The sequence below is a fragment of the Streptomyces sp. R35 genome, from assembly GCF_041053035.1.
Taxonomy (GTDB): Bacteria; Actinomycetota; Actinomycetes; order Streptomycetales; family Streptomycetaceae; genus Streptomyces; species Streptomyces lutosisoli.
Genome location: NZ_CP163440.1, coordinates 1,602,563 through 1,617,013, shown reverse-complemented (window position 1 = coordinate 1,617,013; position 14,451 = coordinate 1,602,563). Strand labels below are relative to the sequence as shown.

The window sequence follows — 14,451 nt, the reverse complement described above, 5'->3', positions numbered from 1 at the left end:
GCGGGCCCCGACAAGCAGTGTGACCGTCCGGACAGTTGTTGTGGCCGTCCACCGAACCCGTCGCCCGCACCGCCCGTCGCCTTCCGGGCACCCCGAGGGCCCGTCGGTCAGGCGAAGTTGACGAGCCTTATGTAGCGCGTCCAGTCCCAGCTCGGCCCGGGATCGGTGTGGTCGGTGCCGGGTACCTCGAAGTGGCCGATGATGTGGGCGCGATCCTTGGGGATGCCGTATCGCGTGCAGATCGCGGCGGTGAGCTTGGCCGACTCCTCGTACAGCGCGTTGGTGAAGTAGGCGGGCTGGTCCACCCAGCCCTCGTGCTCGATGCCGATGCTGCGCGTGTTGTAGTCCCAGTTTCCCGCGTGCCAGGCGATGTCGTGCTCCCTGACGCACTGCGCGACATGCCCGTCGGCCGATCGCACGAGGTAGTGGGCGGACACCTTCTTCTGAGGATTCTGGAAGATGGACAAGGTGTTGGAGTAGGTCGCCTGCGTGACGTGGATGATCACATAGTCGAGCGGATAGGCCGTCGGCCGGTTGGACGCTGTGTAGTTGGACGTGCTCGCCTGCGTCCATTCGGCGCCCGGGAAGTCGACGACCGCGGCCTGTGCCGCGGCCCGGGTGCCGGGGAGTAACGAGCAGGGGAGAGCGGCGAGGGCTGCGCCCTTCAGCAGCCGCCGCCGGCTGGGGAACGACCTGGCCCGTTCCATGGTGTGTCTGCCTTTCGATGGTGGGGGGTCATTGAGCGAGGGTGAGTGGACGCGCGCTCAGTGCCGCAGTGCCGCGGCCGTCTCGCGCAGCTGTGCGTGCAGCCCGCGATGTGTCTCGCGCGCGGGCAGCCATTCCTTGCGGAGCTTGGCGACGCACGTGTAGTTGGTGTCGCAGACGTTCGCGAGCGGCGACTCGACCGCCTGGGTCGCGAACTGGTACGCGTCCAGCTCACTGAAGCCGTAGTCACGCACCAGCCACTGCACCAGGTCGAGCTGGGATATCCGGAACGCGTCCTCCAAGGGGCGTGCCGAGCCGGTCGAGATGATGTGCGTGTCGGACTCGATACGCGGCCAGGGGGTGGCCACTCCCTTGAGAAGCTCGACGATCACCACCGTGTTCATCGCGCACTCGACGGCGACTCCGCAGGTCTCGCCCTCGCCCTGCCGCGCGTGCCCGTCACCGAGGCTCAACAGGGCGCCCTCGACGTTCACTCCGAGGTAGCAGGTCACGCCGGCCCGCATCTCCGGAGTGTCCATGTTCCCACCGTGCGCGTCGGGCACCAGCGCGGAGCGCACCTCCAGATTCGCGGGCGCCACACCGACGGTTCCATGCATCGGATCCATCGGCAGCTCGATCTGGATGTCGCTGTCCCGCGCGCTGAACAGCGCGGTGCGCCGCTCCCGGTCGAGCTGCCAGATCCACACGGTCTCCGGCAGCGGCGGTTGCAGCGTGGCCGTGGTGTGCGTGGAAGTGAGCGCGCCGAACAGGGGAACGGTCGTCGATGCCGCCCAGTCGCGGGCCGGTTCGATCGACACGAAGTGAACCGCGACCGTGTCACCCGGCTCTGCTCCCTCCACATGGAAGGGGCCGGTCTGCGGATTGAGGAACGGGAACTCGCACACCTGGGACACCAGGTCCTTCTCGGAGCGCACCCGTCCGGCGAAGCAGTCCTCGGTGTAGAGATCGAGGACCGTGCCGGGCGCGATGCGCGCCACCGGCGGCGCGCCGCCGAACGTCCACGCGTACTCGCCCGGTGCGGGCCGCACGGTCAGGATCCGGGGGTCGCTCATCGCTGTACAGCTCCGCTCTGTCGGGGGTCGGGCGTGGAGGTCTCGTCGAGGTGGACACGGGCGGTCTCGGCTATGCGCCCGGGATGGCGGCGCAGCAGGACGATCAATACCACGACCCCCGCCAGCATCCAGACACCGACGACCGGTCCCGCGTACGACACGGGGGCGGTCAGTTCTGACACGAAGTCGAAGACCGGCAGGCCCGCCGCGGTCAGCAGCGCGGGGAGGAAGGCGACGATGCCGAGCAGGGGGAACACCAGATGCCGCACCGGTTTGAACAACTCCCGCCTGCGGCGCAGGAAATAGCCCGCACAGGCGAGGTTCACCACGATGTACACCCCGATCACGACCGTGACGATCACCGTCGCGAGCAGCAGGAACGCGGTCACGGGGTCGTAGGCGAAGCCGAGTCCCAGCATGGCCGCGAGCGCCACGGCGCACTGCACGGCGACTCCGGAGACGGGGGAGCGATGTCTGGGGTGCACGCGCGCGAAGAGCTGCGGGAACACCCGGATCCGGCCCAGGGCGAAGGCGGTTCTGGTGGAGACGTTGGCGCAGGCGTTGGCGTTGGCGATCGTCGAGTTGACCACCGCGAGGAACACGAGCACCCAGAACAGTCCGAACGAAGCGCGTGCCACACCTTCCCAGGAGGCGGCACCGGAGGCCCCGAAGCCTGCGAAGCGGTCGGGGCCGAAGTACACGGACATGGCGTAGGTCGTCAGCACGTACACGAGACCGATCGAGAGTGCCGCGCCGAGGACGGCCCGGTGCATCGTGCGGCGCGGGTCCCTCGTCTCCTCCGCGAGCGGTGCCGCCGCCTCGAAGCCGGCGAAGGCCAACACCGTGTACACCGATCCGGCGAACACGCCGCTGATGCCGTCGTATCCCTCGGCCGTGTGAGAGGTGCCGAACACCGACAGGGTGTTGTCACCGCCCGCCTTGACGATCAGCCATGCCGCGAAGACGAGGAAGACCAGCACCTCGAACACGCCGAGAACGGTTCCGAATCGGGCTGAGGCGCGCACTCCGAAATAGCCCGCGACCGCGATGACGGCAGCGCCCGCGAGCGACCAGGGCCACCACAGGTCGTCCGGGTACGAGGACCACTCCTGGTGCAGCGTGCCCGCGGTGGTGAACCCGAGCTGCAGAAGCAGCAGCGGCGGCACCAGCGCTTCGACGAAGACATAGCCCCAGCCCACGAGGAATCCGACGGCAGGGTGCAGTCCCTGAGCCGCGTACGTGGCCACCGAGCCTGCGGCGGGCAACTGCCGTGCCAGCTCGGCCACGCACGACGCGGTGAGCAGACATGCCGCCAAGGCGATCAGCACGGACAGTGGCAGACTGCCGCCCGCGAAGGCCGCACCCGACGGAATGGACGCGGCGACCGCCGCGGCCGGGGCCATGGCCGTGATGCTCTGGAACAGCACCTCGCGCAGTCCGATGGCCTCACGACGCAGCCCTGGAGCCGATTCCCCCGACATGTGAACCCCCCGATTCGCCCGGACACACAGCCGCCGGCCCGACGGCTGCGCCTCGCGTGAATTACGGTACGGCGCTTGCCGGTTGGGCAGGAAGAGCGAGGCGTGAGTCGGTGGACAACTCCGGGACTGTGGACAACTCGGCCACCCGAAAGGGGGGAGCAGGTGTCCGGCAGCTCGCAAATCTTCGGGCCTGCGGCGCGCGTCTCGACGTACGCCGCCCGTCCGCCGAGACCGACTGCCGACTGAAACCGATGGTCTGCTGGGACGGATCGCCGGCTGAAACCGCCGGTCCGCTATGACTCCCCGCCCGCTACGACCGCCCCGCCACCCCGGCCGGATCGTCGAGCACTCCCCGCACCACCGAGTGCGCAGCGCCCAGCAGCGGACCCTCGGGCCCCAGCCGCGAGACGGATACGGCACAGGCGGGACCCGCCGTGCGCCGCGCCAACTCCCCTTCCAGCGACGGCAGCAGCCAGGGCGCGAGACCGGACAGTGCTCCCCCCAGCACGACTGTTTCGGGGTCCAGCAGATTGACCGCCCCGGTCAGCGCGATGCCGAGCGCGGTTCCGGCTTCGCGCAGGGCACGGCGTACCTCCGTGTCGCCCTGGGCGGCCCGCTCGGCCAGCAGACCGACCCGGTCCTCGCCCAGCTCCAGACCGGCGGCGCGCAGGACGGCTTCCTCACCCGCGTACTGTTCGAGGCAGCCGCGTCCACCGCACGGGCACTCCGGCCCGTCCGGACGGACCGGTACATGCCCCAGCTCGCCCGCGAAGCCGCGCGTTCCGCGCAGCAGCCGCCCGTCCACGAGCACCGCCGCACCGATGCCGATCTCCGCCGACACATGCAGAAAGTCACGCGGAGTCGCGTCGCCGAGCCAGAGTTCCGCGAGACCGCCGAAGTTGGCCTCGTTGTCCACGGTCAGGGGCAGTTCCCCGGGCAGCAGCGCGCCGAGGTCCGTGTCGTGCCAGTCGAGGTTGGGGGCGCGGACCACGGTCCGGGCGTCGCGTGCCACCAGGCCGGGCACGGCGACCGCGAGGCCCGCGGGCCACAGCCCCTCCCGCTCCGCCTCGGCGATGACCTGACGTATCAGCGCCGTCAGCTCCTGGATCACCGGCTCGGGCGGCCGACCGCGGTTCGTGCCGTGCCGCACCGCCCGGGCCCGCACCTCACCGCGCAGATCGACCGCGCACACCGCGAGATGGTCGACGCCCACCTCGGCGCCGATCCCGGCGGGACCGTGCCCGCTGACGGCGAGGGCCGAGCCAGGCCGTCCCACCCGGCCGGGCCGCTCGGGCCCCAGCTCTTCGAGGAGCCCCGAGCGGATCAGCTCGTCCACCAGCGTCGACACGGCCGCCCGCGTCAGGCCGATGTGCGAGGCGACGGCGGCACGTGACAGCGGCCCCTCGGCGCTGACGGTGTGCATGACCCGGGAGAGGTTGCGGCGGCGCATGCCCTGCTGGGTGTCGGGCAGCCGCCGGCCGGAACCGGTCGGGTGGGCCTCGTGCAGCGGTGCGGTCATGCCTCCGTCAGTCCTCGTCCGGCCGGTCCCTGTGCGGGCGGTCCTCGTCTGTGCCGGTCCCCTGGGGGCGGTCTTTCATCAGTACCTGATCAGTTCCGGTCCGGCTCCCGTTCCAGCAGCGGGGCCGCGTCGGAGAGTACCCCGGCGATCCTCGCGAGCGTCTCGTCGTCCCGCTCCACGGCGTCGAGCACGGGCCCGCGGGCGGTGTCCCAGCGCCGGGCGACCGCGGCCGGGTCCTCGCCGGTCAGCAGGCCCGCCGCCTGCGCGGCAGCTCCGAGCGCGACCAGCTCCTTCGCCTCGGGCACCTGAACCGGCCGCCCCGACAGCCGGCGTACCGTCTGCTGCCAGGCCGTGCCCCGGGCTCCACCGCCGATCAGCAGCAGCGGGGCGGAGCGGTCGGCGTCCGCGTCGAGCACCAGGTCCAGGGCGCCCAGCAGCGAGTGGACCGCGCCGTCGTACGCCGCCTGCAGCAGCTGCCCGCCCGTCGTGTCGTGCCGGAGCCCGTGCAGCAGCCCCGAGGCGTGCGGCAGGTTCGGAGTGCGCTCACCGTCCAGGTAGGGGAGCAGTGTCACACCCGCGCCCGGTTCGACGGCCTCGCGGTCGAGGCCCAGCAGCGCCGCGACACGGTCGACGGCGAGGGTGCAGTTCAGGGTGCAGGCCAGCGGGAGCCAGTCGCCGCGTGCGTCGGCGAAGCCCGCCACAGTGCCTGTCGGGTCGGCGGGGCGCCGCGTCGATACGGCGTACACCGTGCCGGAGGTACCGAGGCTCAGCACCGGGGTGCCGGGGCGCAGCCCGAGGCCGAGCGCGGCGGCCGCGTTGTCACCGGTGCCTGCGGCGACCAGGGTGCCCCGGGAGAACGGCAGCCCACTTCCGGCGTGCACGGTTCCGGCGACCTCACCGGGCCGGACGACGTGGGGGAGCAGGGCCGGGTCGAGGCCGACGTGCGCGAGGACCTCTTCGTCGTACGCCTCGGTCCCGGACGCCCACCAGCCCGTACCGGAGACATCTCCGCGGTCGGTCGTGCCCTGTCCGGTGAGGCGTCCGGTGAGGTAGTCGTGCGGCAGGCGGACGGCCGCGGTCGCCCGGACGGCGTCCGGTTCGTTCTCGGCCAGCCAGGCCCATTTCGTGACCGTGAAGGACGGGCCCGGCACACTGCCGATCCGTTCGGCCCACGCCTTCGGGCCGCCCAGCTCCTCGACCAGCCGACGCGCCTGCGGCGCCGAGCGCACGTCGTTCCACAGCAGGGCCGGGCGTACGGGGTCGCCCTGGGCGTCGAGCGTGACGAGCCCGTGCTGCTGGCCGCCGATCGACACCGCCGCGGCCTCGCGTGCCGCGTCGCCGCACTGGTGCAGGGCCTCGCAGAGCGCGTCCCACCACTGTCGGGGGTCGCTCTCGCGGCCCGCCCCCGTGGAGACGGTGTGCGGCGCCTGCCCGCTCGCCACCACCTGACCGGTCGACGCGTCGACGACCAGGGCCTTGGTGGACTGGGTGGACGTGTCCACCCCGACGACGAGCGGACCCTCGGCTGCTGACATCGGGCTCTCCCTCTTCCGCGGCTCCGCGGGATCTGTCCTGGTTTGGAGGGCTTCCCGAACCGGTATGGCCCGGATTGCGCACCCTCGTCTCCATACGGAGACACATCGTCTCTTCCCAGAGATGCGTTCGCATACTAATTTGTAAACTGCCATGACGAAATAGTCGGAGCTAGCAAGGAGCCGCGGCATGAACTACCAGCCCACCCCCGATGACAGGTTCACCTTCGGCCTGTGGACCGTCGGCTGGCAGGGAAGGGACCCGTTCGGCGACGCCACCCGGCGCGCCCTGGACCCGGTCGAATCGGTGCAGCGTCTGGCCGAGCTCGGTGCCTACGGAGTCACCTTCCACGACGACGACCTGATCCCCTTCGGGTCCTCGGACAGTGAGCGCGAGTCGCACATCAAGCGGTTCCGGCAGACCCTGGACGCGACGGGTCTCAAGGTGCCGATGGCCACCACCAACCTGTTCACGCACCCCGTCTTCAAGGACGGCGCGTTCACCGCGAACGACCGTGACGTACGCCGCTACGCGCTGCGCAAGACGATCCGCAACATCGACCTCGCGGTCGAACTGGGCGCCGAGACGTACGTCGCCTGGGGTGGCCGTGAGGGTGCCGAGTCCGGCGCCGCCAAGGACGTACGCGTCGCTCTCGACCGTATGAAGGAGGCCTTCGACCTCCTCGGCGAGTACGTGATCTCTCAGGGCTACGACCTGAAGTTCGCGATCGAGCCGAAGCCGAACGAGCCGCGCGGCGACATCCTGCTGCCCACCGTCGGCCACGCGCTCGCGTTCATCGAGCGCCTGGAGCGCCCGGAGATGTACGGCGTCAACCCCGAGGTGGGCCACGAGCAGATGGCCGGGCTGAACTTCCCGCACGGCATCGCGCAGGCCCTGTGGGCGGGCAAGCTCTTCCACATCGACCTCAACGGCCAGTCGGGCATCAAGTACGACCAGGACCTGCGCTTCGGTGCGGGCGATCTGCGCTCCGCGTTCTGGCTGGTCGACCTCCTGGAGAGTGCCGGCTACGCAGGTCCGAAGCACTTCGACTTCAAGCCGCCGCGGACCGAGGACTTCGACGGTGTGTGGGCGTCGGCGGCCGGCTGCATGCGCAACTACCTGATCCTGCGCGAGCGTGCCGCGGCCTTCCGTGCCGACCCCGAGGTCCAGGAGGCGCTGCGCGCCTCGCGCCTGGACGAGCTGGCTCAGCCCACCGCGGCGGACGGTCTGCAGGCGCTGCTCGCCGACCGTGCGGCCTTCGAGGACTTCGACGTGGAGGCGGCCGCCGCGCGCGGAATGGCCTTCGAGCAGCTGGACCAGCTGGCGATGGACCACCTGCTGGGTGCGCGCGGCTGATCGCGGCACCGTTGGGCTCGGGCCTGTCTCCGGACGGGTCCGGGCCCTACGTTCTCAGTTCGCGGATTTCCATGGATTTCCGCGCGGAATGCTCCGGAATCATGTGATCCATGGCATGAGTCCGTATCAACTTCCGTGCAGGGGTCGCGTCATGACCGGTTCGAGGCGACTCTTGACGGTATGGCCATGCCGCCCGTACCGCCCCAGCCCCCTCGGCCTCCGGGAGATACGCCGCCTCCTGGAGGCGGTGGTTTCGGCCCTCCGTCCGGAGGCTACGGCCCTCCATCCGGCGGCTATGGTCCGCCTCCTGGCGGATACGGTCCGCCCTCGCAGGGAGGTGGTTGGCCTCCCGGCCAGGGTGGCGGGGGCTGGCAGCCGCCACCGCCTCCTGGATCGCCCGGTGGGCCAGGAGGTCATCGCGGTGGTGGACGACGCCGCGGTCCCCTGTTCCTCGTGCTCACCGTGATCGTGGCCGTGGGAGCCATCGTCGCCGTGGCCGTGGTGGCCTTCGGCGGAAACGGCAAGCAGGACAAGAAGTCGCCCACCGAGAGCAGCGGGGCCACGCGGAGCTCTCCCAGCCCCTCGCTGATCATCCCGTCCGAACTGCCGTCCTTTCCCTCCGGAGTGCCCAGCGTCACGCCGACGCTGCCCTCGGAGGTACCCAGCGGAGTGGTGCCGAGCGACCTCCAATCGCTCTTCCCGACCCTCGCGAACGACGAAGTGCCGTACTACATGCTGAAGAAGGGCGACTGTTTCGACACGAGCAACGGCCTGCCCGGGCAGGCCGTCAAGCGCTCGTGCACCAAGCCGCACGACGCCGAGGTCGTGAAGGTGGCCGAGCTCAACGGCAGTTACACGACCGACGCCGCCCTCAAGCGGGCCGCGTCCGCACTGTGCGAGTCGACGCTGGAACGCAAGGCGACCAGCCAGCCCGCGGGCACCGTGCGCGGCACCCTCGTGCAGTACCCGGACTCCAGCGGCTACAAGACAGGCATCGACAACGTCGCCTGCAGTCTGGCGGCGGACGTCGGCGAGGGCACCCCCAAGCTGACCAAGCCACTGAAGTGAGCGGCACGCACGCGTGGCCGTTGTTCACCGCCCACGCGCGCGCGTGCCGTACGGCATGTGTCCCGAGGTCAGATCCCGTCCGGCAGCCGCACGTAGCTGACCGTCGTCTCGATTCCGCTGTCCACCAGCCGGCCCTGCGCGTCGAACGCGCCCGTCCCGTCGGTCATCCCGAAGTCGTTGTCGTTGATCAGGGCGAGCGTGTCGTGGTCCACGCGCGCGACGCCCTCGATCTTGCCGGGCACTCCTTCGACCGTGCCCAGGTCCACGACCAGACGCTTGGGCAGCACAGGGACACCGGCCGCCGCCGGGTCGTCGAGCTGCTCCAGGGAGGGGGACGTCGTGTCGGTGTCCCACGCGCCGCCGAGGATGTTCGCGTCCCGCGTGAGCTTCACCCACTGCAGCCGGGCCGCCTTGTCGGTGCGCTCCTCGACAAGCAGCCGATCACGGCCGACGGCCACCACGGAGGAGATCTTCAGCTCGGATGTGTCGTCCTCGCTCGGGTCGACCACGTTCACCGGGTCGAAGCGGTACGCGTACTCGGCCGTCACCGCGAGCTTCTTGGGTGAGAAGCGCAGCAGCCGCGTCGTGCGCGAGGCGTCACCCGCGGCGCCGTCCGGCAGCGAAAGGGGGCTCTGTACGGCCATCACCAGGTCACCGCCCGGCAGTTGGGCGAGCCCCTCGAAGCCACGGTTGGTCTTCCGGTGCAGCAGGATGGCCGGCAGCGCCTCGACCACCGGATAGTCCGTGCCCGTCAGGTTCAGCCCCTTGGGCACGTAGCGCGTGAGCACCTTCCCGCGCGCGGAGACATGGATCAGCGAAGGACCGTACTCGTCCACGAGCCAGAAGGAGCCGTCTTCGGCCCGCACGATGCCCTCGGTGTCCACACCGTTCGCGTCGTACGCGAACGGGGTCTGCGCGTCATAGGAGTACGGCGCTTCGTCGCGCCCCGCCTGGTTGGGCAGCCCGGTGACGGGCTTCCCGGAGGACGTGGTGATCGGGATCGCGTCAAGCACCTTCACGGCGTCACCGGACACGCGGATCTTCACGATCGCCGGGTCGAAGCCCGGCACCGGGAACGTCCGTCGCTTCTTGCCGTCCACCTTGATCTGGCCGTTGGGCCCCCGGTCGGTGACCGTCCAGAACTCGCCCTTGCGTCCGGCCGGGTAGATGTCACTGCCGATTCCGCCGAGGTCCACGCCGCGGTCGTCGTCCACCGTCCCGGGCAGCAGCGCGTTGCTGAACGCGCCCAGCGGGATGTCGCCGAGCGTCGCGGTGCGTGTCACGCTCGGCTGCGACGGGTCGCTCGCCCCACTCGCGGTACCGGCCACCACGAAGACGGCCAGCACCGCGAGCGGCACGCCCGCGGCGACGGATCGGTGGAGATGGCGCCGGCCGACGGCGTGCGGGAACATCGGGCCTCCTGGGGCACAAGTTCGGTGACAGCGGCCAGAGTTGGCGCTGTCGCCGAACGACATGTGACCCCGAGGTGAACGTGGAGCGTCAACCACTCATCGGGTCGCCGCTGAGGTCCCCCTCGGCCGTGGCGAGGGCCGTGGCCGGGTCCCGTACCGCCGGCCCGGCCGGGACCCATCGGCCCCGCTCCTTGCGATACGGCCACCACCTGCCGTCGCGCCCGAGCCGCAGCTGTGTGGACCCACCGACCGCCGTCCAGCGGTTGTGCGAGGCGCGCAGCCGTGGCCGCTCGTCCTCGTCCCACGCCGACTCCAGAGCGGCACGCGCGCGTGCCAGCGATTCCGTCTCCACGGGCCACTCGTCCTCAAGGACGGACAGCGCGGCCACACCCCCGTACCGCCAGGCGCACACCGCCAGTTGCAGCTCCTCGCGATCGCGCCCCGAACCGACGGCGAGCCGCTGGGCGATCGCCTGCTCCGGGCTGCCGGCAGCCAGCCGCACCGCGTCCTCGGCAAGGGTCGGCTCCGCCTCGACCGCCTGCTGTCCGTGCCCGGAACCGAGCGCCTCGGCGAGCAGTCGGTACGCCTCGCCTGCTGCCGCGGTCGCGAGGAACTCCACGGCGTCCGGGTCGAGTCCGGGCGCGGGCGCGGCCTCGGTGTCCAGGGAGGGCGGCTGCCCGGGCTCCTCGGGCAGCTTCGGGACGGCCGGCAGCGGCGGCAGGATGTCCCCGGCCGCGAACGCCTCGGCGGCGTCCACGCCTGTCTGACGAGCGTCGGGCGTGTCCGGCACTTCCGCGGGCGCGCTGCTGCGCACCTGGAGCTCGTCCAGCAGGGCGCGCTCGCCGCGCCCCCGCATCAGCAGCAGGGCGAACGGATCCTGGTCCAGCAACCGCGCCATCTGGTAGCAGAGCGCGGCCGTGTGCCCGCAGTGGTCCCACGCGCCGCAGCCGCACTCCGCCTCCAGATCGCCCGGTCCCGGCAGGAGTTCGACTCCGGCGGCCGCCGCGTCCTCGACCAGATGCGGCGGCATGTCGCGGTCGAGCAGTGCCGCTATGTGCCCGGCGCGCTCGACGGCCATGTCCAGGAAGCGGTCCCACTGCTCCTCGGACAGTTCCTGAAGCAGGACGTCCGCGCGGTGTGCGGTGCGGTCGCGGTCCTGGACCATGGCCGTGATGCGCCCCGGACGCACCGACACGGCACCCACTGCCCCGGCGCGCGCGAGCCTGCGGCCCGTCTTCACCTGCTCCGAATCCAACGCCGCGTCCTCCAAGGCCTTCAACCAGGCCTGGCCCCACCACGTCTGCGCGAAACCCCGCCCACCCGCGGGCGGCAGGGCCGCGAACGTACGCTCCTCGTTCCGATCCGTCATCGTGCGCCCCCTCGCAGCTCCACCAGGTCGGCCAGTTCCGCATCGGTCAGCTCGGTGAGCGCCGCCTCACCGGCGCCCAGGACGGCGTCGGCCAACCGCTGTTTGCGCCGCAGCATGTCGGCGATACGGTCCTCGATCGTCCCCTCGGCGATGAGCCGGTGCACCTGGACGGGCCTGCTCTGACCGATGCGGTACGCGCGGTCCGTGGCCTGTGCCTCGACGGCCGGGTTCCACCAGCGGTCGTAGTGCACGACATGTTCGGCCCGCGTCAGGTTCAATCCCGTGCCCGCGGCCTTCAACGACAACAAGAAGACGGGGATTTCGCCCTCCTGGAAGCGCTCCACCATCGCCTCGCGTTCGTTGATGGGCGTCCCTCCGTGCAGGAACTGCGTCGACACCCCGCGCGCCGCCAGATGACGCTCGATGAGGCGAGCCATCCGCACGTACTGCGTGAAGACCAGAACGCTCGCTCCCTCGGAGAGGATGGTGTCGAGGAGCTCGTCCAGCAGCTCCAGCTTCCCGGACCTCCCCGGGATCTTCGGCCGTTCCTCCTTGAGGAACTGGGCCGGGTGGTTGCAGATCTGCTTCAGCCCGGTGAGCAGCTTCACGATCAGACCGCGCCGCGCCATGCTGTCCGCGCCCGAGATCTCCGCGAGAGTCTCGCGCACCATGGCCTCGTACAGCCCCGCCTGCTCCTTGGTGAGCGCCACGGCACGATCGGTCTCGGTCTTCGGCGGCAGCTCGGGCGCGATGCCCGGGTCCGACTTGCGGCGGCGCAGCAGGAACGGCCGCACGAGCCGGGCGAGCCGCTCGGCCGCCGCGGGATCCTGGCCGCCCTCGACAACTTGCGCGTACCGCGTACGGAACGTGCCGAGGCTGCCGAGCAGCCCCGGCGTCGTCCAGTCGAGGATCGCCCACAGCTCCGAGAGATTGTTCTCCACCGGGGTGCCGGTGAGCGCCACACGCGCGCGTGCGCCGATCGTGCGCAGCGCCCGAGCCGTCGCCGAATAGGGGTTCTTCACATGCTGGGCCTCGTCCGCGACCACCATGCCCCACGAAACATCGGCCAGCCGCGGCGCGTCGAGCCGCATCGTGCCGTACGTCGTGAGCACGAACCCGCCGTCGGCCAGGCTCTCCAGGCTGCGCTGTGAACCGTGGAAACGGCGTACGGGGGTGCCGGGAGCGAACTTCTCGATCTCGCGCTGCCAGTTGCCCATCAAGGAGGCCGGACAGACCACGAGTGTGGGGCCGGTGGCCGACTCGTCGGTCTGCCGGTGCAGATGCAGGGCGATCAGCGTGATCGTCTTGCCCAGACCCATGTCGTCGGCCAGACAGCTGCCAAGACCCAACGAGGTCATCCGGGCCAGCCAGTTGAGGCCCCGCGCCTGGTAGTCCCGCAGCGTCGCGTGGAGAGCGGTGGGCTGCCCGACCGGCTCCTGCGCCTCAGGGTCCGCGAGCCGCTCTCGCAGGGCCGCCAGCCATCCCGTGGGACGTACGTCGACCCGGTGGCCGTCGACCTCCGCGGAGCCCGTCAGAGCGGCGCTCAGCGCGTCGATGGGCGTGACCTTGCGGTCCTGCTGTGCCTGGGCGCGGCGCACCTCCCGCGGATCGACGAGGACCCACTGGTCGCGCAGCCGCACCATGGGGCGGTTCGCCTCGGCCAGCCGGTCCAGCTCCTGCCGGGTGAGCTGCTGCTCGCCCAGCGCGAACCACCAGTTGAAGGCGAGCAACGCGTCCGCGGACAGGAACGAGGGCGCGTCCGACGCGACCTTGCCCGGGCCGTCGTCCTCGTCCGGCGGTCCGATGACCGCGCGGGCCGTCAGTTTCAGCGCCAGCTCCTTCGGCCAGTGCACGTCGACACCGGCGAACGTCAGCACGCGGGCGCCTTCACCGAGGAGTTCGGAGACCTCCTCGTCGGCGAGCTCGACGGCGTCCGGGACGGCCGCCGAGAGCAGGGGAGTCAGCGGGGCCCAGGCCCGGGCCGCGCGGCGCAGCGCGAGCAAGGCGTCCATCCGCGCGCGAGGGCCGAAGTTCGAGGATCCGGCCCAGACGGCGGAGGCGTCCGCCACGAGTGCCGGATCGCTCACACTGTGCAGTTGCAGCACCGCGCGGAACGTCAGCTGTGTCTCGTCCGACTCGGCCGACGCAAGTCCGGGCACCTCGACGCGCAGGGAGATCCGTACGTCCGCTTCGTGCACCGCGGCGACGTCCGTGGCCCAGGCGCGCTGCTCGGGCATGTGCTGGGACTGAGGCGCCGCGAAGGCCGGACCGCCCGCCGCGAGCGCCGCCGCGGGGGAGCGGGGCAGTGCGTCGGCGACAGCGTCCAGGAAAGCGCGCAGCAGCCCTTCCGGATCGGGCAGCCGCAGCGGTGCGGCGTCGTCCACCGGCACCGCGTGCGCGTCGGGCGGCATCGCGGCGGCCAGCTCGCGGATCCGCTCCAGGTCCTCCGCGCGCAGCGGACCCGCGCGCCATGTGTCGTGGTCGCCGGCTGTCAGCCCTGGCAGCAGCAGTCCGCGTGCGGCGAACTGCAGGGCGAGTACGGCGGCCGCGCCCCAGAACGCGGTCGCCCGGTGTGTCTGCGCGGCCGCACGCGCGCGTGTGAGGACCGGCAGCGCGGCCCGTACGGGAATCAGCACGGCGGGCACGGTCACGAGCTCGACGCCCGCGTCGGTGGGCAGCACGACGGTCAGGTCCTCGGCGTCGCCGGAGGCCACCACTGGAGGGGAGCCGCCTTCGGGGTGCCAGAACGCGACGCTGCCGGTACGGGACGGATCGGCGGGCACGAACACGGCACAGCAGCGGGCCAGTTCGGAGATCTCTGCGGGAGTTGCCGCGGGAATCCTCTGCACAGCGATGGCGCATTCCTCAAATTTGACTACTGGGCCGAGTCGCCGAGGATACACCACTCCGGATGGCCGCCAAGCGTGGCCGAGCC

10 protein-coding genes are annotated in these 14,451 nt (G+C 71.2%); 2 read left to right on the top strand and 8 right to left on the bottom strand.

The window, feature by feature from the left end; all coding sequences use genetic code 11:
- Positions 1-107 precede the first annotated feature (107 nt).
- The 5 genes from AB5J50_RS07690 to xylB all read right to left on the bottom strand — a co-directional run bounded on the left by AB5J50_RS07690 (position 108) and on the right by xylB (position 6,313).
- Positions 108-707 carry an N-acetylmuramoyl-L-alanine amidase gene (locus AB5J50_RS07690; RefSeq protein WP_369256149.1) on the bottom strand — a complete coding sequence of 200 codons (600 nt, stop codon included), beginning with the start codon at positions 705-707 and terminating at the stop codon, positions 108-110.
- Positions 708-764: 57 nt separating this feature from the next.
- Entirely contained in the window at positions 765-1,778 is a 1,014-nt protein-coding gene (locus AB5J50_RS07685; protein WP_327426888.1) for an acetamidase/formamidase family protein, read from the bottom strand.
- Positions 1,775-3,259 carry an APC family permease gene (locus tag AB5J50_RS07680; RefSeq protein WP_369256147.1) on the bottom strand — a complete coding sequence of 495 codons (1,485 nt, stop codon included), beginning with the start codon at positions 3,257-3,259 and terminating at the stop codon, positions 1,775-1,777. Before AB5J50_RS07680 ends, AB5J50_RS07685 begins: the two co-directional genes overlap by 4 nt.
- Positions 3,260-3,569: 310 nt before the next feature.
- A complete protein-coding gene (locus tag AB5J50_RS07675) occupies positions 3,570-4,778 on the bottom strand; it encodes an ROK family protein (RefSeq protein WP_369256145.1) in 1,209 nt (402 codons plus the stop codon).
- Positions 4,779-4,867: 89 nt separating this feature from the next.
- Positions 4,868-6,313, bottom strand: a complete 1,446-nt coding sequence (xylB, locus tag AB5J50_RS07670; protein WP_369256143.1) for a xylulokinase — start codon at positions 6,311-6,313, stop codon at positions 4,868-4,870.
- A 187-nt stretch (positions 6,314-6,500) separates the two neighbouring features.
- Here xylB and xylA point away from each other — a divergent pair, with 187 nt between their 5' ends.
- Both xylA and AB5J50_RS07660 read left to right on the top strand, forming a co-directional pair.
- A complete protein-coding gene (gene xylA / locus AB5J50_RS07665; RefSeq protein WP_369256141.1) occupies positions 6,501-7,667 on the top strand; it encodes a xylose isomerase in 1,167 nt (388 codons plus the stop codon).
- A 453-nt stretch (positions 7,668-8,120) separates the two neighbouring features.
- The gene (locus AB5J50_RS07660) at positions 8,121-8,735 is read left to right on the top strand and encodes a hypothetical protein (protein ID WP_369256139.1); all 615 of its coding nucleotides are present in this window, start codon (positions 8,121-8,123) and stop codon (positions 8,733-8,735) included.
- A gap of 68 nt (positions 8,736-8,803) precedes the next feature.
- Here the strand turns inward: AB5J50_RS07660 and AB5J50_RS07655 are convergent, their stop codons facing one another.
- The 3 genes from AB5J50_RS07655 to AB5J50_RS07645 form a co-directional block, all read right to left on the bottom strand.
- Positions 8,804-10,147 (bottom strand): esterase-like activity of phytase family protein, encoded by a 1,344-nt coding sequence (locus AB5J50_RS07655; protein WP_369256137.1) that lies wholly within the window; start codon positions 10,145-10,147, stop codon positions 8,804-8,806.
- Between the two features lie 88 nt (positions 10,148-10,235).
- A complete protein-coding gene (locus tag AB5J50_RS07650) occupies positions 10,236-11,516 on the bottom strand; it encodes an SWF or SNF family helicase (RefSeq protein WP_369256135.1) in 1,281 nt (426 codons plus the stop codon).
- Positions 11,513-14,365, bottom strand: a complete 2,853-nt coding sequence (locus tag AB5J50_RS07645) for an SNF2-related protein (protein WP_369256133.1) — start codon at positions 14,363-14,365, stop codon at positions 11,513-11,515. Before AB5J50_RS07645 ends, AB5J50_RS07650 begins: the two co-directional genes overlap by 4 nt.
- Between the last annotated feature and the right edge of the window lie 86 nt (positions 14,366-14,451).

Bases quoted from the DNA above. Each gene is read 5' to 3' on its own strand.
- AB5J50_RS07685 (WP_327426888.1), bottom strand. From the start codon at position 1,778: ATGAGCGACCCCCGGATCCTGACCGTGCGGCCCGCACCGGGCGAGTAC.
- AB5J50_RS07690 (WP_369256149.1), bottom strand. From the start codon at position 707: ATGGAACGGGCCAGGTCGTTCCCCAGCCGGCGGCGGCTGCTGAAGGGC.
- AB5J50_RS07680 (WP_369256147.1), bottom strand. From the start codon at position 3,259: ATGTCGGGGGAATCGGCTCCAGGGCTGCGTCGTGAGGCCATCGGACTG.
- xylB (WP_369256143.1), bottom strand. From the start codon at position 6,313: ATGTCAGCAGCCGAGGGTCCGCTCGTCGTCGGGGTGGACACGTCCACC.
- AB5J50_RS07655 (WP_369256137.1), bottom strand. From the start codon at position 10,147: ATGTTCCCGCACGCCGTCGGCCGGCGCCATCTCCACCGATCCGTCGCC.
- xylA (WP_369256141.1), top strand. From the start codon at position 6,501: ATGAACTACCAGCCCACCCCCGATGACAGGTTCACCTTCGGCCTGTGG.
- AB5J50_RS07650 (WP_369256135.1), bottom strand. From the start codon at position 11,516: ATGACGGATCGGAACGAGGAGCGTACGTTCGCGGCCCTGCCGCCCGCG.
- AB5J50_RS07675 (WP_369256145.1), bottom strand. From the start codon at position 4,778: ATGACCGCACCGCTGCACGAGGCCCACCCGACCGGTTCCGGCCGGCGG.